23 protein-coding genes are annotated in these 25961 nt (G+C 72.4%); 12 read left to right on the top strand and 11 right to left on the bottom strand.

Annotated features, from left to right (window positions below):
• Positions 1-275: 275 nt before the first annotated feature.
• Positions 276-1703 carry an FAD-binding oxidoreductase gene (locus ACFRCG_RS22265; RefSeq protein WP_380033935.1) on the top strand — a complete coding sequence of 476 codons (1428 nt, stop codon included), beginning with the start codon at positions 276-278 and terminating at the stop codon, positions 1701-1703.
• 51 nt (positions 1704-1754) lie between these two features.
• On the opposite strand, the gene nirD is transcribed toward ACFRCG_RS22265, so the two are convergent.
• Together nirD and nirB are read right to left on the bottom strand one after the other, a co-directional pair.
• On the bottom strand, positions 1755-2114 hold the full coding sequence (nirD, locus tag ACFRCG_RS22260; RefSeq protein ID WP_380033934.1) for a nitrite reductase small subunit NirD: 360 nt from the start codon (positions 2112-2114) through the stop codon (positions 1755-1757).
• Between the two features lie 56 nt (positions 2115-2170).
• A complete protein-coding gene (gene nirB / locus ACFRCG_RS22255; protein WP_380034070.1) occupies positions 2171-4681 on the bottom strand; it encodes a nitrite reductase large subunit NirB in 2511 nt (836 codons plus the stop codon).
• 273 nt (positions 4682-4954) lie between these two features.
• Between nirB and ACFRCG_RS22250 the strand changes: the two genes are divergently transcribed.
• Positions 4955-6082, top strand: coding sequence for a uroporphyrinogen-III synthase (locus tag ACFRCG_RS22250; protein WP_380033932.1), 1128 nt, complete (start codon positions 4955-4957; stop codon positions 6080-6082).
• A 277-nt stretch (positions 6083-6359) separates the two neighbouring features.
• A complete protein-coding gene (locus ACFRCG_RS22245) occupies positions 6360-8063 on the top strand; it encodes a helix-turn-helix domain-containing protein (protein WP_380033930.1) in 1704 nt (567 codons plus the stop codon).
• Positions 8064-8095: 32 nt separating this feature from the next.
• Here ACFRCG_RS22245 and ACFRCG_RS22240 read toward each other — a convergent pair whose 3' ends face one another.
• From ACFRCG_RS22240 to ACFRCG_RS22230, 3 genes are all read right to left on the bottom strand, one after another.
• Positions 8096-8320: a hypothetical protein gene (locus tag ACFRCG_RS22240; RefSeq protein WP_078974137.1), complete on the bottom strand. Its 225-nt coding sequence runs from the start codon at positions 8318-8320 to the stop codon at positions 8096-8098.
• Between the two features lie 376 nt (positions 8321-8696).
• Positions 8697-9542 (bottom strand): DUF4097 domain-containing protein, encoded by an 846-nt coding sequence (locus ACFRCG_RS22235; protein ID WP_380033928.1) that lies wholly within the window; start codon positions 9540-9542, stop codon positions 8697-8699.
• 170 nt (positions 9543-9712) lie between these two features.
• Positions 9713-10255: a hypothetical protein gene (locus ACFRCG_RS22230; RefSeq protein WP_380033926.1), complete on the bottom strand. Its 543-nt coding sequence runs from the start codon at positions 10253-10255 to the stop codon at positions 9713-9715.
• Positions 10256-11212: 957 nt separating this feature from the next.
• On the opposite strand from ACFRCG_RS22230, the gene ACFRCG_RS22225 reads away from it, so the two are divergent.
• The gene (locus ACFRCG_RS22225; protein ID WP_380033925.1) at positions 11213-12061 is read left to right on the top strand and encodes a helix-turn-helix domain-containing protein; all 849 of its coding nucleotides are present in this window, start codon (positions 11213-11215) and stop codon (positions 12059-12061) included.
• Positions 12062-12110: 49 nt separating this feature from the next.
• Here ACFRCG_RS22225 and ACFRCG_RS22220 read toward each other — a convergent pair whose 3' ends face one another.
• The 3 genes from ACFRCG_RS22220 to ACFRCG_RS22210 all read right to left on the bottom strand — a co-directional run bounded on the left by ACFRCG_RS22220 (position 12111) and on the right by ACFRCG_RS22210 (position 14586).
• Positions 12111-12794 carry a L,D-transpeptidase family protein gene (locus tag ACFRCG_RS22220; protein WP_380033923.1) on the bottom strand — a complete coding sequence of 228 codons (684 nt, stop codon included), beginning with the start codon at positions 12792-12794 and terminating at the stop codon, positions 12111-12113.
• A 203-nt stretch (positions 12795-12997) separates the two neighbouring features.
• Positions 12998-14452 (bottom strand): MFS transporter, encoded by a 1455-nt coding sequence (locus ACFRCG_RS22215; RefSeq protein ID WP_380033921.1) that lies wholly within the window; start codon positions 14450-14452, stop codon positions 12998-13000.
• Positions 14449-14586: a hypothetical protein gene (locus ACFRCG_RS22210; RefSeq protein ID WP_380033919.1), complete on the bottom strand. Its 138-nt coding sequence runs from the start codon at positions 14584-14586 to the stop codon at positions 14449-14451. The genes ACFRCG_RS22215 and ACFRCG_RS22210 overlap by 4 nt, the downstream gene beginning before the upstream one ends.
• 121 nt (positions 14587-14707) lie before the next feature.
• Between ACFRCG_RS22210 and ACFRCG_RS22205 the strand changes: the two genes are divergently transcribed.
• From ACFRCG_RS22205 to ACFRCG_RS22195, 3 genes are all read left to right on the top strand, one after another.
• Positions 14708-15394: a TetR/AcrR family transcriptional regulator gene (locus ACFRCG_RS22205; RefSeq protein WP_380033917.1), complete on the top strand. Its 687-nt coding sequence runs from the start codon at positions 14708-14710 to the stop codon at positions 15392-15394.
• 523 nt (positions 15395-15917) lie between these two features.
• Positions 15918-17621, top strand: coding sequence for an LCP family protein (locus ACFRCG_RS22200; protein WP_380033915.1), 1704 nt, complete (start codon positions 15918-15920; stop codon positions 17619-17621).
• A gap of 505 nt (positions 17622-18126) precedes the next feature.
• Entirely contained in the window at positions 18127-18570 is a 444-nt protein-coding gene (locus ACFRCG_RS22195) for a CBS domain-containing protein (RefSeq protein ID WP_380001443.1), read from the top strand.
• Between the two features lie 155 nt (positions 18571-18725).
• On the opposite strand, the gene ACFRCG_RS22190 is transcribed toward ACFRCG_RS22195, so the two are convergent.
• Positions 18726-19829: an alkene reductase gene (locus ACFRCG_RS22190; RefSeq protein WP_380033913.1), complete on the bottom strand. Its 1104-nt coding sequence runs from the start codon at positions 19827-19829 to the stop codon at positions 18726-18728.
• Between the two features lie 55 nt (positions 19830-19884).
• On the bottom strand, positions 19885-20343 hold the full coding sequence (locus ACFRCG_RS22185; protein WP_380033911.1) for a RidA family protein: 459 nt from the start codon (positions 20341-20343) through the stop codon (positions 19885-19887).
• A gap of 132 nt (positions 20344-20475) precedes the next feature.
• Between ACFRCG_RS22185 and ACFRCG_RS22180 the strand changes: the two genes are divergently transcribed.
• The gene (locus tag ACFRCG_RS22180; protein ID WP_380033909.1) at positions 20476-20901 is read left to right on the top strand and encodes a MarR family winged helix-turn-helix transcriptional regulator; all 426 of its coding nucleotides are present in this window, start codon (positions 20476-20478) and stop codon (positions 20899-20901) included.
• Between the two features lie 45 nt (positions 20902-20946).
• Here the strand turns inward: ACFRCG_RS22180 and ACFRCG_RS22175 are convergent, their stop codons facing one another.
• Entirely contained in the window at positions 20947-21999 is a 1053-nt protein-coding gene (locus tag ACFRCG_RS22175; protein ID WP_380033907.1) for an alpha/beta hydrolase family protein, read from the bottom strand.
• Between the two features lie 162 nt (positions 22000-22161).
• On the opposite strand from ACFRCG_RS22175, the gene ACFRCG_RS22170 reads away from it, so the two are divergent.
• From ACFRCG_RS22170 to ACFRCG_RS22155, 4 genes are all read left to right on the top strand, one after another.
• Positions 22162-22818, top strand: coding sequence for a GNAT family N-acetyltransferase (locus ACFRCG_RS22170; protein ID WP_380033905.1), 657 nt, complete (start codon positions 22162-22164; stop codon positions 22816-22818).
• A gap of 38 nt (positions 22819-22856) precedes the next feature.
• Positions 22857-23726 (top strand): PaaX family transcriptional regulator C-terminal domain-containing protein, encoded by an 870-nt coding sequence (locus ACFRCG_RS22165; protein ID WP_380033903.1) that lies wholly within the window; start codon positions 22857-22859, stop codon positions 23724-23726.
• A 100-nt stretch (positions 23727-23826) separates the two neighbouring features.
• Positions 23827-24399 (top strand): GNAT family N-acetyltransferase, encoded by a 573-nt coding sequence (locus ACFRCG_RS22160; RefSeq protein WP_380033902.1) that lies wholly within the window; start codon positions 23827-23829, stop codon positions 24397-24399.
• Between the two features lie 27 nt (positions 24400-24426).
• On the top strand, positions 24427-25809 hold the full coding sequence (locus tag ACFRCG_RS22155; protein ID WP_380033900.1) for a PLP-dependent aminotransferase family protein: 1383 nt from the start codon (positions 24427-24429) through the stop codon (positions 25807-25809).
• Positions 25810-25961 lie beyond the last annotated feature (152 nt).

The raw sequence follows: 25961 nt of genomic DNA, 5'->3' as shown, positions 1-25961 counted from the left end.
GGAACCTACCTGTCCGGAAGGGCATAAGAACCGACGTCCCGTGACGGTAGAAACCCCAGGTTTCCGCACAGCGCGCCCGCCGCCTCAACGACGCTACATCTCGCTCAACACCCCGATGCCGGACTGTGAGAATCCGTCGAGCGAGTGTCGCGGATCGGCCGGCGCCCGCGGCCCGCGCCCGCCTACCTGACACTCACCCGACTACTTGACGGCCACTCGGCCGGTTTCGGGAGAGAGTGGGACGCGCACCGGCCGCCCGAGATCAGGAGTCACCCGTGACCGCGACCAACGCCCCCTCCCCCTCCCCCGAGCACGACCCGGAGTTCGCCGTCGCGGTCAAGGCCCTGAACACGCACCTGTCCGGCGCCGCGCTCACCCCCGAGGACCCCGGCTACGACACCGAACGCACCGGATTCCAGACGGCCTTCCGACAGCGACCGGCGCTGATCGTGGCCGCCACCCGCGCCGAGGACGTGCGGCTCGCCGTCGAATTCGCCCGCACACACGCGCTGCGCGTGTCGGTCCAGGCCACCGGACACGCGCCCGCCGACGCCGCGCCCGGGGGCCTGTTGATCTCCACCCGCCGGATGGCCGAGGTACGCGTCGACCCGACCGCCCGGACCGCGTGGGCCCAGGCCGGCGCCCGCTGGGAGGCCGTGGTGGCCGCGAGCACCCCGCACGGGCTTGCCCCGCTCAACGGCTCGGCGCCGCACGTCGGCGTGGTCGCCTACACCCTCGGCGGCGGCCTGAGCCTGCTCGCCCGGGAGTACGGCTACGCGGCCGACCACGTCCGCGCCATCGACGTCGTCACCGCCGACGCCACGCTGCGCCACGTCACCGCCGAGAGCGACCCGGACCTGTTCTGGGCGCTGCGCGGCGGGCGGGACAACTTCGGCATCGTCACCTCGATCGAGGTCGACCTGGTGCCGGTGGCGCGGGTGTACGGGGGCTCGCTGATCTTCGACGCCGACCTGGTCGAGGCGGCGACCGCGGCGTATCTGGCCTGGACCGCGACCGTCCCGGAGGAGTTGACCTCCTCGCTCCTGTTCATCGGCCTGCCCGACATCGAGCAGGTGCCGCCGCCGCTGCGGGGCCGGCACACCGCGGCGATCAAGATCGTGTACAGCGGCGACGCCGCCGCCGGGGAGCGCCTGGTGGCCCCCCTGCGGGCGATCGGCCCGCGCCTGGTGGACAACCTGGCCGATCTGCCGTACGCCGACTCGCACACGATCCACGCCGACCCGACCTACCCGCACGCCTACCTCGGCGACAACGTCCTGGTCCGCGACCTGGACGCCGCCGTGGTGGGCGAGGTGTACGCACTGACCGGTCCGAACGCGCCGATGATGGTCGTGCACGAGGTGCGCCACCTCGGCGGCGCGCTGTCCCGGCAGCCCTCGGTACCCAACGCGGTCGGCGGGCGCGACGCGGGCTACATCGTGCGCGTGGTGGCGATGGTCGAGGGCCCGGGGCCGGACGCCGCGCGCGCGTTGCTGGCCGACGTGCACGCCGTGCTCGACCCGCTGTCCGTCGGGCGCAACCTCAACTTCGTCTACGGCGACGGCGTCCCCAGCGACCCGGACAAGGTCGCGTCGATGTACGACCCGCGGAGTTGGACCCGACTGCGCGAACTCAAGGCGGCGCACGACCCGGGCAACCTCTTCACCGGCAACCACAACATCGCGCCCGCCGACGCGTCGTGACACCGAGCCGCCGGGCGAGGGTGCGGCGTCGCGCCCTCGCCCGGCGGCGATTCAGGAACGGGCCCGCACCCGCCAGGTCGGCAGCGCCGCCGGGGTCCCGTCCGGCGTGGTCGGCTCGTCCAGGCACTCGCCCGTGCGCAGGTCGAACGCCTGCTGGTACATCGGCGACGTGACGATCGGCACCTCGCCGCGCCGACCCACGATGCCGCGCGACATGACGTAGGCGCCGCTGAACGGGTCGCGGTTGCCCAGCGCGTACAACTCGCCCGCGCGCGTACGGAAGACGGCGACCTGCTCGCCCTCGATCAGCGCCGCCACGCCCCGCCCCGGAGTCAACCGGTCGTACGGGCAGATCGTGACCCACCCGGTCCCGGCGGCGATCTCGACCGTGGTCCCGGTCGTACCCGTCACCCGCGCACCTCCCCCGTCTCGAACACCACGGATCCGCCCCACTCCCGCCCGGCCGCTCATCGCCCGCGCACCTCCAACCTCTCGAACAACACCGGCTTGATCTGCTCGCGCTCCGCGGTGAACCGCACGGTCGGGTCCGGCACGCCCGGCGCGTTGGCGAACGACACGAAGCGGCGCACCCGTTCCGGGTCGGCCAGCGTCGCGGCCCATTCGTCCTCGTACGTCTCCACGTGCCGGCCCATCAACTCGTCCAGGTCGGCGCAGATCCCCAGCGCGTCGTCCATGACCACCGCGCGGACGTGGTCGAGGCCGCCCTCGATCCGGGTCAGCCACGACGCGGTGCGCTCCAGGCGCTCGGCGGTGCGGATGTAGAACATCAGGAAGCGGTCGATGGTGCGGATCAGCGTGTCGTGGTCGAGGTCGCTCGCGAGCAGTTCGGCGTGGCGCGGGGTGGTGCCGCCGTTGCCGCCGACGTACAGGTTCCAGCCCTCGGCGGTGGCGATCACCCCGAAGTCCTTGCTCCGCGCCTCCGCGCACTCCCGGGTGCAGCCGCTCACCGCGGACTTGAGCTTGTGCGGCGAGCGCAGGCCCCGGTAGCGCAGTTCCAACTCGATCGCGAGCGCCACCGAGTCCTGCACGCCGTAGCGGCACCAGGTCTGCCCCACACACGACTTCACCGTGCGCAACGCCTTGCCGTACGCGTGGCCCGACTCGAATCCGGCCGCCACCAGCCGCTGCCAGATGCTCGGGAGCTGGTCGACGGTGGCGCCGAACATGTCGATGCGCTGACCGCCGGTGATCTTGGTGTAAAGACCGAAATCCCGGGCGATCTCACCGATCGTGATCAGCCCCTCGGGGGTGACCTCGCCGCCGGGGATGCGCGGCACCACCGAATAGGAGCCGTTGCGCTGGAGGTTGGCCAGGAAGTGGTCGTTGGTGTCCTGCAGCGCGGCCTGTTCGCCGTCCAGGATGTGCCCGCCGGACAGGCTCGCCAGGATCGAGCCGACGGCGGGTTTGCAGATCTCGCAGCCGTCCGCGTCGGGCCCCTCGGCGCTGCCGTGTTCGTCGATCAGCCGGGCGAAGCCGCCGATCCCCTTGACCCGGACGATCTCGTACAACTCGGCCCGGGTGTAGCGGGCGAAGTGCTCGCACAACCCGCGCCGGGTCTCGATGCCGGCCGCCGCCAGTTCCTCCGTGACGATCGTACCGATCAGTTTCACACAACCGCCGCAGCCGGTACCGGCCTTGGTGCACCGTTTGACGCCGGGTACGTCGACCACGTCGTGCTCGGTGACCGCGGCTCGGATGGTGCCCTTGGCGACGCCGTGGCAGGAGCAGACCACGGCCGTGTCGGGCAGCGCGAGTGGCACCCGCGGGCCGGCGGCGGCGGGCAGTACCAGCTGTTCGGGCGGGACCGGGAGCGGGCTGCCGGTGAGCGGGCGCAGCCGGGCGTACGCGTCGGCGTCGCCGACCAGGACGCCGCCGAGCAGCCGGCCGTCGGCGCCGATCACCAGCTTCTTGTAGACGCCGGCGAGCGGATCCGAGTACAGCACCTCCACGCAGTCCTCGGCGACCCCGTGCGCGTCGCCGAAGCCGGCCACGTCCACACCGAGCAGCTTGAGGCTGGTGGACAGGTCGGCGCCGGTGAACGTGCGGTCCGGGTCGGACGGGCCGGCGACGAGTTGCCGGGCGGCCACCTCGGCCATCGCATAGCCCGGCGCGACCAGGCCGTACACCCGCCCGTCGACGGCCAGCGCGCATTCCCCGATGGCCAGCACGTGCGGGTCGTCGGTGCGACAGTACTCGTCCACCACGATCCCGCCGCGTTCGCCGACCGCCAGCCCGGCCGCGCGGGCGAGCTGGTCGCGGGGGCGCACCCCGGCGGAGAAGACCACCAGGTCGGTGGCCAGTTCGGTGCCGTCGGACAGCACCATGCCGGCCACCCGACCCCCTCGGTCCACGATCGTTCGGGTGCCGGCGCCGGTGTGTACCGTCACGCCCAGGTCCTGGATCTTGCGGCGCAACACCCGGCCGCCGCCGTCGTCGATCTGCAACGCCATCAGGCGCGGCGCGAACTCCACCACGTGGGTGTCCAGGCCCATCGCGGTCAGCGCCCCGGCGGCCTCCAGGCCGAGCAGCCCGCCGCCGACCACCACGCCGATCCGGGCCCGCTCGGCGGCGGCCTTGATCGCCTCCAGGTCCTCGATGGTGCGGTAGACGAAGCAGCCGGGGGTGTCGTGTCCGGGCACGGGCGGTACGAACGGGTAGGAGCCGGTGGCCAGGACGAGCGTGTCGTAGCCGACGGTGTGGCCTGCCCCGGTGGTCACCGTGCGGGCGGCGCGGTCGATCGTCTCGACCGGGTCGCCGAGCCGGATGTCGATTCCGTGCTCGGCGGCGAACCCCTCGCCGCACAGGGACAACTCCTCGGCCGTGGTGCCGGAGAACCACGAGGTCAGGTGCACCCGGTCGTAGGCGCGCCTGGGTTCCTCGGCCAACACCGTGATGCGCAGCCCCGGCGGTCGCGGCTCGGCCTCGGTCAGCGCTTCGAGGAAGCGCTGACCGACCATGCCGTGGCCGACCAGGACCACGTGCGTCTGTTGGGCGTCGGTCACGGATGGACTCCTTCGAGGCGGGGCGGGCGACTGCTGCTCACCGAAGCGTCCCGAGTCGCTGTTACGGGTCCTGGTCCCCGATGTTGCGCGAGCGGTACGGCCGGCTCACCCGGGGCGCCGGCGACGGTGAGAAGCCCGACACGATCGGGTGCCATTCGGGCACGCGGCCTTACCCCGGGGTGATCGCCCGGCAATACGTCCGTAACACCGGTCCGTCAACCTCACGACATGGTTACTCGTACAGGTGCGGCCGAACCCCTCGTCGGGCTCACGGTCGCGGTCACGGCGGCCCGGCGGCGCGACGAACTCGTCGCGCTCCTGGAGCGCCGGGGCGCGAAGGTCGTGGGCACGCCGACGATGAGCATCGTGCCGCTGCGGGAGGACCGGGAGCTGCGCCGGGCGACCGAGCGCTGCCTGGTCGAACCGCTGGACTACGTGGTGGCCACCACCGGGGTCGGTTGGCGTGGGTGGATGAACGCGGCGGAGGGGTGGGGGCGTTCCGGCGAGGTGCGGCGGGTGTGCGCGGCGGCGACGGTGATCAGCCGTGGGCCCAAGGCCACCGGCGCGGTGCGCGCGTCCGGGCTGCGTGAGATGTACTCGCCGGGTTCGGAGGCCAACGACGAGCTGCTGCACTGGTTGTTGGCGCGCGATCTGCGCGGGCGGCGGATCGCGGTGCAGGAACACGGCGCGCCGCTGGAGGGCTTCGCGACGGCGCTGCGCGAGCGCGGCGCCGAGGTGATCGAGTTGCCGGTGTATCGGTGGGGGCCGCCGGAGGATCCGGCGGCCGTGCGGCGCCTGGTGGAGCAGGTGGTCCGGGGCGAGGTGCACGCGATGACGTTCACCAGTGCGCCGGCGATCGACGCGTTTTTGGCCGCGGCGGGCGAATCGGGTCGGCGCGAGCAGGTGCTGGCCGCGCTGCGCGCCGACGTGTTGCCGGTGTGCATCGGGGCGATCTGCGCGAAGCCGCTGTCGGAGGAGGGTGTGCCGGCGTTGTGGCCGGAGCGCGGACGGCTGGGGTCGATGGTGCGCACGGTCACCGAGACGCTGCCGGCGCGGGTGCGGCGCGAACTGGACACCGGGACGGACCGGCTGGTGCTACAGGGCAACGCGGTGCTGGTCCGGGGCGGGGTGATCGCGCTGTCGCCGGTGCCGGCCGCGGTGTTGCGGGCGCTGGCGGAAAAGCCGGGATGGGTGCTCAGCCGCGCCGAACTGCTGCGCCGCGTCTGGCAGGGCGCGAGCGCGGACGAACACGCGGTCGAGGCCGCGGTGGCCCGGCTGCGGAGCGCCCTGGGGCCGCACAAGGGGCTGGTCAAGACGGTGACGAAGCGGGGATATCGGTTGGCCGTGCCGGTGTGATGAGCGGCGGGCCGGCGCGCCGCGGGGGGCGCTTTTCGGCCATCGACGGGAGTGGGCGCAGTCGTCGACGACACGCCGCGTTCCCTCGGACGGCCCGGCGACGATCGGCACGAGAGCCGCCTGCCGTGGCCGCCGGGACAGCCGTCGGCATCGGCCGGATCCGGCCGAAGGGTGGAAGGCCCCTATCCGGAGCGCCGCGTGTTCATACGATCATTCGAACGAGATGGACGACGACGGGCTTGGGGGCACGGCGGTGCGGGTCGAGGATTTGTTGGGCATGCCCGAGCTGCGACTGGCCCTGCTGGCGGGTACGGGACGGCTCGGCCGCGAGGTGCGGCGCGTGTCGGCGTACGATCCCACCGCCCCGGGCCGGGGTCTGGCCGGCGGCGAACTCGTGGTGGCCGGCGAAGTGCCCGCGTCCCCCGCCGAGTCCGCACACCTCGTCCGCGCCCTCGCCACGAACGGCGCGGCGGCCCTGGTGCTCTCGCCCCGGCCGCCGGTGGCCGAGCCCGGTCCCGACGATGTGCCATATCCCCTGGTCGAGGCCTGTGTTCGGGCCGGCCTGCCGCTGTTCCTGGCGCCGCACTCGATCCCGGCGGTCCGCATCGCCGAGGTGGTCGCCCACCGCATGGCCCGAGAGTGCGATCCCACCACCGAACGCTCCCCCAGCCGCCGGACCCGCCTGCTCACGGCCCTGACCGACGGCGCCGACACCCAGGCCCTGCTCACGGCACTGGCCACCGAACTCGACGCCCGCTGCCACGTGATCACCCCGGCGGGCCGCCTCCTGGCAACCGCGACCCCCACATCGGCGGGGACGGCGGGCCGGAGCGGATCGGCCGACGCGGGGGCGCGTGGGACGACGGGTTCGCGCGACGTCGTGGAGCCGGGCGGAGCCGGTGCGGCGGTGGGGGTGTGCGTGGCGGGTCGCTCCGGCGCGGTTGCCCGGTCAAAGGGGGCGGCGTTCGGTGCGGGCCCGCCGGGTGGCCGTTGTCTCGACACGTCCGGATGCGGGGAGGTGGCTCGGGTTATGGCTCGGGGTGATGGTGGGTCGCCGACTCTGGTGGGTGGGGACACCGTGTTCGCCGTGGGGCGCGGGGCCGGTCTGCTCGGGTACCTGGTTTGCGGCGGGGATCGCCGTACCGATGAGGCCCTGGCGCACGTGGCCGACCTGTTCGTGCTCGGCGACGCGCGGCGCGCCGAGCGGGCGGCCGTGGAGCGGGCCCACGCGTGGGAGTTGGTCGACCTCGTCGAGTCGGATGCGGCCCCGGACACGATTCGGGCCCGCCTGGGTGCGGCCGGCCTCCCGCCCGATGCGGCGCCGATCGTCTGCTCGGCCGCGGGCCACGGCGCCGACGCGGCGACCGCACGCCTGGTCGTCGACCTGATCGAGCACGCACTGGACGAGGAGCCGACCGCACGGTGGGTAGTGGCCGTCGGCAAGGCCGAGGTGGTCGTGTTCGCGGCGGCCGGCACCGGCCCCGGCGGCGCGACGCGCGTCGCTCGTGCGCTGGAGCGGGCGGCCGAGTGGTGGGAGCCGCTCCTCGGGGCCGAGCGCCTGGCGATCGGCATCGCCGGGACGTCACCCACATGGGGGACGGCACTGGCCGAGGCCAGGGGCGCGCGGGACCTCGCATGGACGCGCCCCGGCCGGCTCACCGTGGCCGAAGGCCCCGAGATCGACGCATACCCGGCACTGCTCACCGCGGTCCCCCCGCCCGTGCGCGCCGCGTTCGCGGAGCGGGTGCTGGGCGGGCTGCGGGCGTACGACGCGGAGCACGGCACCGACCTGATCGACACCCTGGCCGCGTTCCTGGCCGCCAACGGCGCCTGGCAGCGCTGCGCCGGGACACTCGGCGTACACGTCAGCGCACTGCACCAACGCATGGGCCGGGTACGGGATCTGACGGGCCGCGACCTGTTCTCCGCCCGGGACCGGGTGGACCTGCTCCTGGCCCTGGAAACCGACCCGGCCGGCTGACCCCGGGTTGAGCAACCGCGCCGACGGCTCGGCTACTTGGCGCCGCTGTCCTGGAGGTCGGCGAGCGACGCGGCCCAGCGGAAGTACTTGTTGCGGCCCAGGTCGCCGATGGTGGTGATCTTCAACGACGCCAGGTGCTCGGCGTGCGCGTCGGTGATCCCGGCCAGTCCGGCGACCGGCGCGGCCAGGACCTCGCTGAGCGTCTTGTTCTCGTAGGCCTTGTCGAGCAGCTTGTCGAGGTCGGCGGTCACGGGCATGAGTACTCCCTGGGGGTTCGTAGCGGCCGTTCGCCGCGATTCGCCCCTATGTTCCGTCGGAATTGTCATTGATTCCGACATTTGCCCGATCACGCGTGTCGCAGATCGAGCGCCTGATCGCGCGTCCGACCTCATGGCGCCACATGGCACGGTGGATCGGACAGCGGCCGGCGCGGCCTCCCGACCCGCGAGCCGATCGGCGCGACGCCGCGCGATCTCCCGCTGCCGACGCCACCGCTCCAACGGCGCCAGGGCCGCGAGGATCAGTACCGCGCACAGCAGCGGAATCGGCACCGGATGCGGTAACGGCCAGACGCCGCCGGACACTTCGGGTGCGGCCCACATGAGCTGTCCTCTCCGCTGCGTGCTTCGGACGTCAGGACCGACGGATCACGATGTCGCCCGAGAGCGTGCGGGCACGCACGTCGACCGTGTCGTCGGTCGGCGCCGGGCCGTCGACCGAGTCCAACGAGGTGTGCACCTTGCCGGCCATGGAGTTCAGGTCGAGCCAGGCGGCGGTACCCTCGCGGATCCCCACCTCCAGTTCGCCGGACGCGGTCTCCAGCCGGATCGCGCCGTGGACCACCTCGCCGATCCGGACGCTGCCGGACACGGTCTTGGCGCCGACGGTGGTCAACGCCCGGTCCACGGTGATGTCGCCGAGTGTGCTGTTCAGGCGCAGGTCGCCGCTGACCGCGCCGAGCGAGATGCCGCCGGCGGTGTTGCGGACCACCGCCGTGCCGTCGATCTTGCCGACCCGGATCTCGCCCGTCGCCGCGCTGATGTCGGTATGGCCCACCGAATGCGCCACCGAGACGTCACCGGAGGTGGAGTTCAGTCGCAGTGCGCCGGTGCGATCCAGTCGGATGTCGCCCGAGGCGACCGAGAGCCGGGTCTCGCCGACCCGCCCCTCCACGTGGATGTCCGCGGCGGCCGCCTGGCCCTCGATCCGGGAGCCCGTGGGCAACTCGATCGTCACGTCCACCGAGGCACTGCGCCCGAAGAACGAACGGGTCTTGTTCCTGGGCACGCGCACCGACAGTCGCCCCGAGGAGCAGGTGACCGAGGTCTGCTCGGCGGCCTGCACGGACGCGGTGTGCGACGGGTCGGTGGGGCGTACCTCGACGACCGTGTCGACGCGGTCGCTCGCGCTGATCCGAAGGCTGCCCACGACCAGGTCGACGGCAGCGAAGATCGGCTTGGGAGTATCGAAAGTAGGCATGAAATCCCGTCCTGGGAATCGAAGGGTCGTACTCCGTGGGGGCGTACTCGGTCGCACACACGCCGCCCGCGAGGCACGCGCGCGGCGCGGGCCGATCGGGCGCGTCTCGCGGCAGGCGCCGTCGGGTGCCACCCGCCGGCGTTTCCCGGGGTCGCCGGCCGCACATCGGGTCACCGCACCCAGCCGGTGTACCGCTGCCTGCTGCGTGACGTGCCGCGCCGTTCGCGCCCGCGCTCCTCGGCGGGATCGAGCGCGGCGGTCACCGTTCGGGCCAGCCAGGCGTTGACGGACAGGCCCGCCCGACCGGCGGCCTGTTCGATCCGAGGCTTGATGTGCTCGGCGAGCCGCAGCGTGATCCGCGCCGTACCGCCCTCCTCGGGCTCCGGCGCGGACGCGGCCGGCGGCCGCCCGGGGCGCTCGTCCGGCTCGTCGTCGAAGGCACCGCGGCCGGCCTCCTCGAACGAGCGGGCGACCGCCGGCGACACCACGAAGTCCGGGTCGAGCCCCCGCAATCGCATGTCGACCGACCCCGGCGCCAAGTCGCGGCTGATCTCGTCGGCGGCGGCGGACAGCGCACTCAGCAGCGCGAGCCTGGTCGCCGATTCGAGCGGCCCGATCAGCCGCTCGGCAAGCGCCCGCGCCTCCGCGCCGTTCGCCTCGGCGGCAACCGCCAGTTCACGGCAGAGCTTGTCGACATACGGCGTGAGGTCCATGACGTCATCATGACGCCATAATGACGTCATGGCAAGCCGACCACGCCACAACTTGACGTCACCTGACGTCACCAAAGGGCTCGGCGGCAACGCCGCCCGCACACCTCCTCGCTCCGCCACAGCCGACACCACGATCCCGACGCCGCAACCCCGACGCCGAACACCGGGCGAACGCCACCGAGCCGAGTCGTCACGCCCAGGAGCCGGACCGACGGGCAACGCCCGAGCAGAACCGGGTCGACGACCCGAACGCCCGGTCCACGTCGGCCGCGACGCCGCCGACACCTCGGGCACACACGCCGGGTCGGCACGTCGGCACAAGACGGGCCACGAAGGCGCCCGCCGCCGGGACAAGACAGGCCGCGACACCGCCAACTCCCACCGGGCCGCCGCCGACACCAAAGCGGCGATCAAGCCCCAACGGAACCGCACCAACGCGGCGCCACCGCAACCCCGGCGCGCTGAAACCCGACCTCACACCCCCGGCACCCCACTCGCCCACCCACGCCCCGACGCCCCGCCCAGCTCAACAGGCGGCCCCGCCAGAAAACGGCTGCCGGCAGCTCCTCGCCGAGTACCGCCACCACCGGCGAGCCAACCGCGCCGAGCCCCCGTCACCCGCGCACCCTCACCGAATTCCGCGCCCACCGCCCGGGCAGCCATACCGAGGCACCCCGCGACCACCGCCCGGCCACCCCACAACTCCCGCGTACAACACCCCCCGACCTCACGCCCCGGCACCCGACCCACTGACCCACGACCCCGGTCCCCGACCGACTCACCGGCAACTCCCGCCGGCGGCAACCCACTCGACCGCACACCCCCGGCGCCCCGCCCCGCTCACCCCGTGCCTCTCCCCCGCCCCACGCAACCCACCGCGCGCACCGGTCCCACCCCGCGAGCATCCGGCAACAAGCGGCAGCCGCCCCGGTGTCGGCGCGCCTTAGACTTCGGGCCGTGAGTGAGAACGAGCTTGGTGGCTTCCTCCGCGACCGTCGCGCGACGGTCACACCCGCCGAAGTCGGGCTGCCCGACGGGCCCCGGCGCCGTGGGCCGGGGTTGCGACGGTCCGAGTTGGCGGGCCTGGCGGGGGTCAGCGTGGAATACCTGGCGCGGTTGGAGCAGGGGCGCGACCGACGCCCCTCCGGCCAGGTGCTGGCCGCGCTCGCCGACGCGCTCCGGTTGACCTCGGAGGAGCGGGTCCACGTGCGCCTGCTCGCCCGGGCCGCCACCGGCAACGCGTTCTCGTACGCGGCGGTCGAGCCGCCCACACGCACGATCCGGCCCACCGTTCGCGCCCTGCTCGACCGGCTCGAACCGGCCCCCGCGCTGCTGATCGACCGGCTCGGCGACGTCCTGGCGTTCACCAACGGCTACGAGCGCCTGGCCCGCCCCCTCGGCATCCTCGACCCGGACCAACCCAACCTGGCACGCTACGTGTTCACCGATCCCCGGGCCCGCGCGGCCTATCCCGACTGGGAGCGGATAGCCGACGAACACGCCGCGATCCTGCGCACGGCCGCCTCGTTCGCCGATCCCTACGTCCAGGACTTCCTGGACGGCCTCGCGATCACCGCCGGCACCGTGTTCAGCCGCCGACTGGCCGCACCGGCCACCCCGCCGCGCCGGGTCGGCGTGGAGCGGCTGGCCCACCCGGAGGCGGGCGAACTGCGCCTGGAACGCGAGATCCTGGACCTCGCCGACGTCGACCAGACGCTGGTCGTCTACCTCCCGTGCGACGAACCCACCTCCGCCGCGCTCGACCACCTCACCGGCCGCCACCCGGGCGCGCTGCGCGCGGTCTGACCGCCGCCGCCTTCCCCACCGGGCCCCGGGGAGAGAGGCGACTCGACTGTCAGGTACCCGACTTGCGGCCGTACACGTACACCTCGTCGCCGGTGTGCAGCAGGTCCCAGTAGGCCTTCGCGTCCGCCGGCCGCATGTTGACGCAGCCGTGCGAGCCGGGCGGCGAGGTGACCGAGCCGTCGATCGCGTGGAAGGCGATGCCGCCGTCGAAGAACTGGCTGTACGGCATCGCCACGTCGTAGAGCGTCGACCAGTGGTTCAGCGCCCGGTAGTAGACCTTGTGCAACCCGGTGCGGGTGGCGAAGTCGGCCCGCCCCGAACGAATCTGCACCGGCCCGTACACCCGCTTCGCACCGTCCTGGATCCAGCTGACCTGCCGGCTCAGGTCCACACACGCGATCCGCCCGACATCGGTCGGACACCCGCCCTCCCCGCCGGCGGACCGCCGCTGGAGCGCCGCGTAGGTGACCGGACCGGCGTAACCGGCCGCCGGGCGAATGCCGTTGTCGGCCTGGTACGTCCGGATGGCACGGCAGTCGGCCTCGGACTCCCGTCCGTCCACCGGCAGTCCGAGCGCCGCCTCCACCTGCCGCTGATACGGCCCGGTCCGCGAGGTACACGCCGTAGCCGCCGCACTCGTCGGCGCCGCGACCACCACCCCCAGCGGCACCACGACCCCGGCCGCGACCACCACCGTCCCCACCCGCCGACACACCCGCCCGAGCACACCCATCGCCGCCCCCTTCGCAGTCGATTCCGCTCGCCCGCACCGCCGTTCGACCCACGGGCGCTCCGGTCACCGGCAGGTACACGACCTGCCACACTCCGTCAATCCTGCCCGCGCCCGACGGTGCCGCACACCCACCAACGGGTCCTTTCACCACGACCCGACAGGACCGCGCCCCTCGACGACCCCGACCCGAGGCCCGAACTCTCCTACGTCACCGTCGACTTCGTCGGCACCAGCAGCACCGCGACCACCGCGGCGACCAGCAACAATCCACCCGCCGCACCGAGCGACACCGCGTAGCCGTGGGCGAGTTCCCGCTTCGACGCGCCCTCGTCGGGCCCGGTCACCGACGCGGCCAGGGTGACCAGTGCGGCCAGCCCGATCGAACCGCCGATCTGGCGCGAGCTGTTGATCAACCCGCCCGCCATGCCCGCCTCGTGCGCGGCCACGCCGGAGGTGGCGGCGGTCCCCAGCGGTACGAAGCACAGGCCCGCGCCGATGCTCGCCACCAGCGACGGCCCCAGGATCGAGCGCAGGAACGTACCGTCGGCATCGAAGGCCAACCCGAACCAGCCGAAGCCGACGCCCACCAGCACCCCGCCCAGCGCGAGCAACCGCCCGAGCCCGACCCGGGTCACCACCTTGGTGGCCAGCACCGAGCCGATCAACACCCCGAGCGAGAAGGGCAGGAACGCCACCCCGGCGGCGGCCGGACCGTAGCCGAGCACCTGCTGGAGATACAGCGAGGTGAAGTAGAACGCGGCGAACTGCCCCGAGAACAACAACATCATGAACAGGTTCGCCCCGACCACCGGCCGACGCCGCAACAGTCCCATCCGCAACAGCGGTGTGGCGACCCGCAGTTCGACCAGGACGAAGGCAACAAGCAACAGCGCCGCGGCCGTGAGCGTACCGATCGTGACCGTCGAGCCCCAGCCCCGCCGTTCGGCCCGCACCACACCCAGGACCAGCGTGGTCGCCCCGGCGGTGACCAGCAGCGCCCCCACCGGATCGAGCCCGCCGCCGGCGCCCCGCGCGGGCCGGTCGCCGGGCAGTCGCCGGGCGGCGAGCAGCGCGAAGGCCACGATCGGCACGTTGATCAACATCACCGCCTGCCATCCCGCCGACTCGGTCAGCAGTCCGCCGATCAGCACCCCGCACGCGCCCCCGGCCGCCGCCGTCGCACCCCACAGGCCGAGCGCCCGTGAGCGGGCCGGCCCGGCCGGGAAGGTCACCGTGATCAGCGCGAACGCCACCGGCGCGAGCGCCGCGGCCCCGACCCCCTGTACCGCACGGGCCGCGATCAGCGCCCCGGGCGAGGAGGCGAAGCCGCCCGCCAGCCCGGCCAGGCCGAACACGGTCAGGCCGCCGATCAGCGTGCGCCGCCGACCCGCCAGGTCGCCGACGCGCCCGCCGAGCATCAATAACCCGCCGAAGCTCAGCGCGTACGCGTTGACCACCCACGGCAGCCCGTCGACGCCGAAGCCCAGGTCGTCACGGATGTCCGGCAGCGCGACATTGACCACCGACATGTCCAACGCGACGGTGAACTGCACGGTCAACACGACCAGCAACAACAACCGAGTACTCGGCTGCCCCCGCCCCACCCCACCCGAAGCAGCGATCGCCCCGGTCACCGTCCCACCCCTCGCCCCGGTCATCCCCGCACCCCGACCCCGTCGGCGCGCGGCTCCCGGCCCACCGCGTCCCCGGTCATCCGGCACTCCCCGACCTCGATCCGGCCACCGCCTTCGGCCGATCGCACCGCGGATTCGAACAGGTCGACATACGTCATCGAAACTCCTCGCCACAGGGAAAAGCACGCCGGGAACACACCGGCGGCACGTTGACGTACTCTGTACGTGAACAGGCCCCAGTCGAACACGTACGCCGTACGTACGTCAAGGAGGAGCAGCATGCCCGCGCCCCGAAAGTTCAGCCGCGAACAACTGCGCACCGCGGCCCTGGCCCTGGTCGACACGCACGGCCTGGCCGCGCTGACCATGCGCAGCCTCGCGGCGGCGCTCGGCACCGGGGCGATGACGATCTACAACTACGTGGACGGGCGCGAGGGCCTGGAGGGACTGCTCGTCGAGGCCGTCCTGGCGGACGCGCTCCCCGCGACCGAACCCGGCGCCGAGGCGGACGATTGGCACGCCGAGGTCCGCCGGCTGGCCGAGGCGAACTGGCGCGCCGTCCGCGCCCACCCGGATGTGATCCCGCTGATCCTCACCCGCCGGATCACCGACGAGGCGACCCTCGTACACGGCGAGGCCCTGCTGCGCGCCCTGGCCCGGAGCGGTCGCCGAGGAGTCGAACTGCTGTACGCCTTCCGTACCGTGACCGGCTTCGTCACCGGCTTCGCCCAGGCCGAACTCGCCGGCCCGCTCTCCATCGCCCCCGACGAGGACGTGCGGTCCATCACCGACCGGGCCCGAGCGTTGCCCGCCGACCGTTTCCCGTACCTGATCGAGATCGCCGGCGCGGCGGCCGAAAGCTCACCGTCCGACGAGTTCCGGGCGGGCCTGGACCTGCTGCTCGCCGGTCTGGAACAGCGCCCGGCCGGAGCGGACACCGGCCGCCTCGACCCCGGCTCCGTATAGGGCGCGTCTTCGAACCTCGCCGAATACGCGCCGAAATCGCCGGGAATGACCCCGGTGGCTCGCTCGTTGTACGGAGCAGTCGGTGAGCGGGTGTCCCCGGGCCCAACCATTGCCGCCGCGAGTTACCGTTCGGCTGGAATCGCGGTGTGCCACCCGCCGAGAGGTGATCCCGTTCACCGACCCGAAGACGACGGCGTCGCCCCCTCCCCCCGAGGGCGGCGCCGTCCCTCGTCTTCCCGGCCCCGCGCAACCGGCCGGCCGGGCCGATCCCCCGATATCGCGACAATCCGCGCTGCAACCGTCCCGCGCCCGAGATCGTCCGTCTTCCCGAAGGCCACCGGCGCAATGATCCGCGACCGGTACATGTACGGTCCGTTCCGGCCGCCCGATACGGTGTCGAGCCAGTCTGCGGCAACGCGGCGTCGGTCCGACGACAGCACTCTCGGGGGTTGGTTTGAATTCCGTTCCGGAGCACGGCGGGCGCCGCCGGCGTACCACCGAGTCCGCGTCCCCCGACCCGGTCGTGCCCACGGATTCCGCGGTCGAGGGCGGCCCCGAGGCGGCCGGAGCCGACGACACCGGCGCCGGTGTGCCGCGCCCCCGACGCGCCGACGGCCGGGGCCGCGCCCGCTCCGCACGCAAGGCCAAGCCCACCGGCCACGGCAAGCCGCGCCGCTTCCGCAAGCTCAAGATCACCGCGATCGTCCTGGCGTTGTCGCTGGTCGCGATCGGGATCACCGGCTTCGTGATCTATCAGAAGCTGAACGGGAACATAAAGCACAGCAAGCTCAACACCAGCGATGTGGACGTGCCCAAGGAGGCCCCGGACGCGTTCGGGCGCACCCCGATGAACATCCTGATGATCGGTTCGGACGGCCGGGACGACCCGACCGACTGCAAACTCGGCGGCGCGTGCGACGGCGGACCGCCGCGCGCGGACGTACAGATGTTGCTGCACGTGTCCGCGGACCGGAGCAACGCGTCGGTGATCAGCATCCCGCGCGATACCCGGGTGCAGGTCCCGACCTGCACCGACCCGAAGACCAAGCAGCGGTTCAACCCGATCAACACCACGATCAACGAGTCGCTGGGCCGCGGCGGACCCGGCTGCGTGGTCGGGACCTGGCAGTCGCTCACCAAGATCCACATCGACCACTTCATGATGGTCACCTTCTCGGGCGTGGTCTCGATGGCCGACGCGGTCGGCGGGGTCGAGGTCTGCGTGCAGTCCAACATCCAGGACGAGCAGATCGAGTACGTCAACGGCGTGCGGCACGAGTACGGCTCGCACCTGAAGTTGACCGCCGGCAAGCACAACATCCAGGGCGAGGACGCGCTGAAGTGGCTGCGCACCCGGCACGCCTTCGAGGACGGCGGCGACGTCGGCCGCACCCACGCGCAGCACATGTACCTCAACTCGATGGTGCGCACGCTCAAGTCGAACAGCACGATCACCAACCCGATCAAGCTGTTCAAGGTCGCCGAGGCGGCGACCAAGGCGCTGACCGTGGACGACGGCCTCAACGGGATCCCCAAGCTGACCTCGCTCGCGAACACGCTGAACAAGGTGAACACCAACCGGATCACCATGACGACGATGCCGCACGCGCCGGACCCGCAGGCGCCGAACGAGCACCTGATCCCGGCCGCGTCCGCGGAAACCCTGTTCAAGATGGTGCGTTCCGACGTGGCCTTCGACAAGAACGGCCCGCCGCCCGGTACCGAGACCAACCCGCCGACCACGCCCGACGCACCACCCGTCCCGGCCCTGGACAAGGCCGCGGTCCAGGTCACGGTGGTCAACGGCACGACCAGGACGAGCCTGCCGGGCCTGGTCACCGACCGGCTGATCGCCCAGGGCTTCACCAAGGCCGTCCGGGACTCGACCCCGCTCAAGCGGCAGACCACCACGGTGATCCACCCGGCCGCCGCCAAGGACCAGGCCCAGGCCGTCGCGGACTCGCTCGGCCTGCCGGCGAGCGCCCTGTCCGCGCAGCCGAACGCGACGCACATCACGGTCCAGATCGGCACGGACTGGGGTTCGGAGGCGACCTTCAAGGGCGGCAAGGGCAGTACGACCTCCGCGCCCCCGTCCACCCCGCCGCCTCCGCCGGCGGGCGAACTCCCCAAGGATTCGGCCGCGTTGAACGGCGCCGACGAGGGCGCGTGCATGAAGGTCTACACCGAGGCCAAGGACCGCAACGGAAAGCCGATCTACACCTGGTGATCCGGCGCCCCCGGTGACATGACGGGCCGGTGGCGAACCGCCGCCGGCCCGTTAGCCGTGTGGCCGCGCCCGGCCCCGACCCGCCGGCCCGATCACGCCTTTTCTTCGTTCACCATCCCGAACACGGCTGCAAATAAAGCCGGTTCGGGATGCTATGTACCGACGCCCTGTCGGCCTCCCGTCGAAATGACGGTAAGGTGTCTGTACCGAAGACATTCCGTACATCGGCTTCCTTGTCGACGCCGTCCTCGGTGGGCGACGACGCCGGCCGTGCCGGCGGGTCCGAAGGCGAGTGCATCGGCTGTCCGTGCAGCCCGCCTTGCGTCCGCCGACCAGCGCACAGCGCCATCACCCGGCGCGGGCCCGGCCGCCCGCGTCGAGCCCCGTGACCTCGCCGCCTCTTCGGCCCCGCGCGCCTTCGCGCGGCCGTGCGACGACACGGGCCCGGGTGCCCCGCCGCCCGACTCCGGTCCCACCGGACGACTCGAAACCAGGTGCGTACCCGATGACCAACCTCCCCCACCATCCCCCCACCGCCCCCGGCATGCCCACCGTCGCCCACGCCATGCGACCTGCCGTGGTGCGGATCGACGCGAACACGATGGTCGACAAGGCGATCGACCTCGTACACGCCGCCGACGCCGACCACGCGATCCTGCACGCCGAGGACGGCCGCTGCCTGGGCATCGTGCGTCGCGCGCAACTCGCGCCGTACCAGACCCGTTCCTGGTACACCGCACGTACGCCGATCCGGAACATCTCCCACGAACGCGGCCCCTTCGCCCGGCCCACGACACCCGCCGCCGAGGCACTGGCCACGATGCGCGCCCGCGGCCTGCGGGTATGGGCGGTGACCGACCCGGAGGGCCGAGCCGTCGGCGTACTGACCCCCGAGTCCCTGCGCGCCGTGCTCGCCGACACCGACCGCCCGATCGGCGCGGCCGCCTGACAACCGGGCAGCCGACGGCGGTTCGTTCGGTACGGCTCCCGCGCCGGCCGAACTCCCGCCCGCCGCACCGCGATCCGCCATCGATGCGCGCATCACCCCCCGGACCGCGCGCCTTCGCGAACTCCGAGCCCGATCCGATCCGATCCGATCCGACCCTAGACCCGCTCCGGGACGGTGATCGCCGGATAGTCCACGTAGCCGCGCGCACCGCCGCCGTACACATCCGCCACCGGCGGCGGGGCCGGCGCCAATCCCCGGGCGATCCGCTCCGGAAGGTCGGGGTTGGTGATGAACAACCGGCCGAACGCCACCACGTCGGCGAGGCCGTCGGCGATCAGTCGCTCGCCGGTGGCCGGGTCGACCGGGTTCGGGCCGTTGTGGTTCGCGATCAACATGCCGGACCAGCGCGGCCGCAGGTCGGCGAGCGCCGCGTACGCACCACGTTCGAGGACGTGCAGGTAGGCCAGGCCGATCGGGTCGAGCGTGTCGACGAGCGCCCGGTAGGTGCCGCGCGCGTCCGGCTCCACGAGCTGGTTCTCCGGGTTGTCCGGCGAGATCCGCAGCCCCACCCGGTCCGCGCCGATCTCCGCCACCACCGCCTCCACCACCTCGAACACGAAACGCAGCCGGTTCTCCCGCGAGCCGCCGTAGCGGTCGGTGCGCAGGTTGCTGTTCTCGGCCAGGAACTGCTGGAAGAGGTACCCGTTGGCGCCGTGGATCTCGACGCCGTCGAACCCGGCCTCGATCGCACGGCGTGCGGCGCGCGCGAACGCGGCTACCACCTCGGCGATCTCGGCGACGGTCAGCGCGCGCGGGACGACGTGCGGGAGCAGGCCGTCGCGGGTGTAGATGGACGCCTCGGTGATCCGCACCGCCGACGGCGCGGTGGGCGTCTCGCCGTCCAGGGTCACCGGATGGGTCATCCGGCCGACGTGCCACAGCTGGGCGAAGATCCGCCCGCCCGCGCCGTGCACGGCGGCGGTGACCTCGCGCCATCGGGCCACCTGTTCGTCCGTACGCAGTGCCGGAATGCCCGGTCCGGCCTTGCCGAGCGGGTGCACCGAGATGCCCTCGGTGATCAACAGCCCGGCGCCGGCGCGCTGTCGGTAGTAGGTGGCGGCGAAATCGCTCGGCACGCCGGTGACATCGTCGGCGCGGCCTCGGGTCATCGGGGCCATCGCGATCCGGTTGGGCAGATCGAGGCGGCCGTGGTGATAGGGGGCGAGCAGCGGGTTGGCGGTGCGGGTCGGAGAGGTCAACGCGGTATCCGTTCCTGAGGTCGTCGGGTGGGCCGGTGGTTGCGGTTTCGCGGACTCAGCGGTCCAGCGCGGTGACCTCGACCTCGATCAGCCAGTCGGGCCGAGCCAGCGAGGAGACCTCGACGAGGGTGTCCGCCGGGTACGGCAGGGACAGGAACTCCTCCCGCAGTTGGATCACCTCGTCCAGGTTCGCGGCCATGTTCCGGACGTAGATGCCGACCTTGACCACGTCGGCGAAGGTCACCCCCGCCTCCGCGAGCACCCGCTCCACATTCCGGAAGGCCTGCCGGCCCTGGGCGAGGAAGCCGCCCTCGACGGTGGCTCCGCTCTCGTCGAACCCGGCCTGCCCGGATACGAAGATCAGGCCGCCGGCGCGGATGGCCTGGGAGATCCGGTACGGCTCGTACCAGTCGGGGGTCGTCGCGATGCGCTCGATCCGGGCGCGGGTGGTGTCGGTGGCGGCGGGGGTGGTGGTGGCGGTCATCGTATGCTCCAGGGTCAAAAGAATCTGCATGCACATGCATGATTTGCTTGCGCATGCATAATCTGGCACTGCATGTAATCTGCTGTCAACAGCGAATCGGTCCGCGCTCGGCCCACCGAGGGCCGGACACGGGATCGACGGGGCCGGAGAAGGGACGGGGTCATGGACGCGAGGCTCTGGGAGCAGGTCGTCGTGCTGCACGCGCGCGTCGAGCACGACCTCGGCCGGACACTTCAGCGGCGACACGGCATCGGCCTGTCCGAGTACCGCGCGCTGTCCCGGCTCGCGGTGGCGCCCGACGGCGAGCTGCGCATGCAGGAGCTGGCCGACTCGATCGGGCTCAACCAGAGTTCGGTCAGCCGCCTCGCGGTCCGCCTGGAGACCGACGGCCTCACCCGACGCGACCTGTGTCCCAAGGACCGCCGAGGGGTGTACACGGTCATCACCGACGACGGCCGCGCCCGCCTGACCGAGGCCGCTCAAACGTACGCCCGGGCCCTGACCACAGCCCTGGAAAAGGCCGCCGGCGACCCACAACTGGCAGAGATCGCGACAGCCCTGGCAGCCGTCCCGACCCCGGTGGGCTGAGCACCCGGGTTCGCCCGCGGCCCCGCGGCTGCCGCCGGGCTCGGCTCAGTGGTCGATTCGGCGTCCGGCCAAAAATCGCCGCTGATCGGCGAGATAGCCGTCGACGAACAGGTCGCGCGGTGCGAAGACAGCGGTGAGGAAGGTCTTCGTCTCCGAACCCTCGATGTCCGCGTCGACCATCGAGTGCGCCGCGTCCGGGTAGTGACGTACCGTCAATTCGGCCCGCCCGGCGAGCAGTTTGCGATACTCCGCCTCGGTCTCGACCACGTCCACGTTCACGTCGTGGCCCGCGAGCATCAGCAACACCGGCACCCGCACTCCCGCCAGGTCCGCGCTCGCGTCGGCTCCGGCGTTCTTGCGCACGAAGTTCCACCGGTCCGCCGACATGGTCGCCGCCGAGCCCAGCGCGGCGCGGTACTCCTGGTGCCCCGCACCCCGCTCGATCAGCCGCCGAGTCTCGTCGCTGCGCCGGACCTCGGTGTCGATCCGAGCCTGCGACGCGTGCTCCGCGCGCAACTCGGCGAGCAGGTTGAACCGGCCCTGCCGCAACCAGTTGATCGCCGGCGACACGGCGATCACGAACTTCACGTCGGGCGTGCGCGCCGCCACCTTCGGCAGCACCCAGCCCGCCTGACTGGCACCCCACAGGCCGACCCGCGCGTGATCCACGTCCGGCCGCGACCGGCTCCAGGCGATCGCCGCCTCGGTCTCCCGGGCCCGGTCCTCCATGCTCTGGTCGAGCCAGTTGCCCGGCGACCCGGACACGCCCGGCTTGTTCCAGGACAGCGTCGCGTAGCCGGCCCGCGCGTACGCCTCCATCTGCGGCCGATAGAAGCCGTCGTTGGTGGCGTTCCGCGCCCCGTCGCCGTGCACGAGGAGCACCAGGCCGTACGGTCCCCGCCCGCCCGTGGGCTTGGCCAGCACGCCGTCCAGCCGCTGCGCGCCGTCGTGGAACACGATCCGCTCCTCCCTCAGGTCGTAGGTGTTGGCCCGGTCCGCGTACACCACCGCGCCCAGTCCCACCGTGAGCAGCAGGGCGAGGATCGCCGCGCAGATGGTCAGCACCCGATGGCGTCGAACGAACCCGCGGATCCCCATGTCGTCATCTCCCTTCGAACAACGTCTGCGATATCGAATCTATCAAATCACAAACGCTCGTGACGCAAACGAACGTTTTCACATCTGCATATACTGGTCTCGGACGGCCCGGCCACAGCCCCACTCGCCCGTCGGGCGCCACCCACCGGCCCGGAGGCGGCAATGGACCAGGAACGGACACCACACCCACACGACGGCCCGAAGCTCCCCGACCCACCGGCGATCGGCCGCGGCCTGCCGGACGGCACGCGGCGGCGCGCGGCCGAGCTGTACTGGGAGGCGTTCGGTCGCAAGTTGGGCGCCGGCCTGGGCCCCGCCGAGGCCGGGATCGCGTTCCTCGCCGAACACCTGCACCCGGACCGCGCCGTGGTCGCGACCCGGGACGGCGAGCTGGTCGGCCTGGCCGGCTACGCCCACGGTGGCCGCGGCCTGACCGGCGGAACCGCGGGCGACGTGCTGCGTGCCTACGGCGGAATCCGCGCGCTGCCCCGGCTCGCCGTCCTGGCCCTGTTCGAACGTCGGCCCAAGCGTGGGGAGTTGGTGATGGACGGCATCTGCGTCGATGCCGCGCAGCGCGGCACGGGCGTCGGCGGCCTGCTCCTCGACGAGGTCGCCGCCGTGGCTCGCGAGCTCGGCTGTCGGCGGATCCGGCTCGATGTGATCGACGTGAACCCGCGGGCCCGGGCGCTCTACGAGCGGAACGGCTTCGTGGCGACCTCGACCCAGCGAACTCCCTTTCTGCGCGAGCTGATGGGCTTCGGCGCGGTGACCACGATGGTCCGCCGGGTCGAGCCCGCGCGTCCGGGCGGGCTCGGGTGAGTGCGAGGGCACGGGTGCGGCGCTCGTATGCTCGGGACATGCCAGGAACGCCGGACACGGGCCGCGTCGAAATCCCCACCCGCACCCTCGTACACGCGCTCGTACACGGCGACGGCAGCGTCGACACCGGGGAGCTGTACACCGTCGCGGGCGCGCTCGGCATGTCCGACCAGCAGGTGCGACTGTGCGTCAAGCGCCTGGTCGCCGAGGGCCGCTTCACCCACGAGGGGCGCGGACGCAAGGCGGTGCTCAGGGCGAGCGAGGATGCCCGACGCACCCTCGAACCCAACGTCGAGTTCGTGCGGCACGCGTTTCGCCAGGATCGGGGCGAGGCGCCGTGGGACGGCGCATGGCGGCTGGTCGCGTTCGCGATCCCGGAGTCCGCACGATCGGCACGCGACGCGCTGCGCGACACGATCGTGTGGCTGGGCGGCGCGGCACTGCACGGCGGGCTGTACGCGTGCGCCAACGACTGGACGGAGTTGATCGCGGCCGAGGCACACCGCCTGGGCGTCTCCGCCGCGGTCACCCAGCTCACCAGCCGAGACCTGCGCATCGGCGCCATCGATCAACCACGCGCCCTGGCCGCGAAGTTGTGGCCGCTGGACGAAATCGCCGGACGCTACACCCGGTTGCTGGAAATCGTCCGCCCCCGCCTGACCCGCCTGGAGTCCGGCGCCGACCTCACCGACGTCGAACTCCTCACCATCGGAGTCGAGTTGGGCGTCGAATTCAGCCGCGCAATCGAACCGGACCCCCTCCTGCCCCCGGAACTCCTGCCCACCCCATGGCCCGGCCACCAGGCCCGCACCCTACTCACCCGAACCTGGTCGACGCTGTCCGAGCAGGACCGAACCAACACAACGAACCGGCTGTACCGCCTATACGAGAACCTGTCCCACTCCTGACGCACCACGCGCTTCGTGGCCGTCGAGTCCGTATCCGGCGCCGGCCCCCGGGGTGGATATTCGGTGTCTGTGCGTCTCGTGAGGACGCAAGATGGTGCGCATGACTTTGGCCACCCCCGTACTCCATACCGCTCGCCTGCGGCTGCGGCCGTTCACCGATGCCGACGTGGACTCCCTCTTCGCGCTCCACAGCAGCACCTACGTGATGCGCTACTGGGACTCCCCGCCCTGGACCGAACGGGCCCGTGCCGAGCGGTTCGTCACGATGTGCCGGACGATGGCGGACGACGGCACCGGGGCCCGGGTGGCCATCGACCGTGTTTCCGACGGGGCCTTCGTCGGCTGGTGCGGTCTGACCGCGTGGGACGAGGAGTGTCGCAGCGCGTCGTTGGGCTACTGCCTCGGTGACGCGATGTGGGGCCACGGCTTCGCGACGGAGGCCGCGCACGCCGTGCTGCGGTGGGCGTTCGACACGCTGGACCTGAATCGGGTCCAGGCCGAGACCGATACGCGCAACGTGGCATCCGCCCGGGTCCTGGAGAAGGTGGGATTCATGCGGGAAGGGACGCTGCGGGAAGACTGCGTCGTGAACGGCGAGGTGTCCGACTCGTGGATATTCGGATTGCTCAGGCGAGAGTGGCAACCGTCGGCCGTGCGACCATCGAGGCCGTGAGGCCCGGGCGCAGAGGGAGTAGTGGTCGTGGACGTCGAGCAGTTCGCCGTGGTGCTCGGGGAGCGTATGGGGCGTCCACGACGCAACGAGCGCCGCTCCCGTGGTGAGCGGCTGTCCGACGCGCTGCGCGACCTGGTCGAGGGCGGCGAGTTGCTGGCCGAGACCCGCCTGCCGTCCGAGCGTGCGCTCGCCGACGCCCTCGGGTTCAGCCGGGGCACCGTCGCGACCGCCTATCTCTCGCTGCACCGGATCGGCCTGGTCGAGCGCCGCCACGGCAGCGGGTCCTACGTGCGCGCCGGCGGCCGGCCGACCTTCGCCCGCTGGCTGCGCGAGGGCACCATCGTCGTGGACCTGGCCAAGGCCGCCGTACCCGACACCACACTCCTGCCGCACACCGCGCTGCGCGTCGAGGACCTGCTCGACTCCCGTCCCCCGGACGGCTACGGGCCGACCGGCGACCCGCGGCTGCGCGAGCTGATCGCGGCGCACGAGTTGCCCGCCGGCTTCACCGCCGACGACGTCGTGGTGACCTCGGGGGCGCAGCAGGCGATCCATCTGATCGCCGACGCGCTGCTCGTGCCCGGCGACCGGGTCCTGGTCGAGCCGACCACGTATCCCGGGATGCTCGCGGCGGTGTACCGCTTCGGCGCCGAGGCGATCCCGGTCCCGGGCGACCGCCACGGCTTCGACCCGGAGGCGCTGCGCGCGGCGATCCGCCGGCATCGGCCCACCTACGTGTTCTCGCTGCCGGTGCACAACCCGACGGGCGCGGTGGTCTCGGCCCGTCGGGCGAAGGCGATCGCCCGGGTCGCCGCCGAGGAGGGCGGGCTCCTGGTCGAGGACCGCACGCTCGCGAGCCTGGCCGACGGGCCGGTGGCCTCGGCGATCGAGCACGTGGCGGACCGTACGGTCTGCCTGGGCTCGTTGTCCAAGACCACGTGGGGCGGCCTGCGCCTGGGCTGGATCGCCGCGCCCCCGGGTGTGCGCTCGCTCCTCGTCGAGGCCAAACAACGTACCGACCTGGCCACCTCGACCCTGGACCAGCAGCTGGCGATCCACCTGCTGCGCGACCCGGGCCGCCCGGCCCGGGTAGGCGAGTGGTTCGCCGATCTGACCCGGCGCCGCGACCACTTCACCGCCGAACTCGCCGAGCGCCTGCCCGAATGGGAGTGGACAACGCCCCGCGGCGGCCTGTCCCTGTGGGCCCGACTGCCCGGCGTGGACGGCGAGGACTTCGTCGCCACCGCGCTGCGCCACGGCGTCGCGGTCTCCCCCGGCGCGGTCTTCGCCCCCGCGCCGCACACCGCCGGCGACCGCGTCCGGCTCAGCTACGCGTGGCCCGAACCGGTCCTGTCCCAGGCGGTGGACCTCCTCGAAGCCGCCTGGCGCGAAACCCCGAAGAACGCCTGACCCGCCGCCCGTTCGCCGGACGGCGGCCTGCCGTCCCGATCCGCGAACACCCCTAGTGGACCAATATCGATGCAGCTAATGTGCCACTTGGCAAGTGGCACATCGACATGCTTGCCAACGATCCACTTTCTCGGCATCGAGTCGAGCGACCC

The organism is Embleya sp. NPDC056575 (assembly GCF_042793325.1).
GTDB lineage: Bacteria > Actinomycetota > Actinomycetes > Streptomycetales > Streptomycetaceae > Embleya.
The sequence above is the reverse complement of the archived record's forward strand: the minus strand, read 5'-3'. Positions and strand labels throughout refer to the sequence as shown.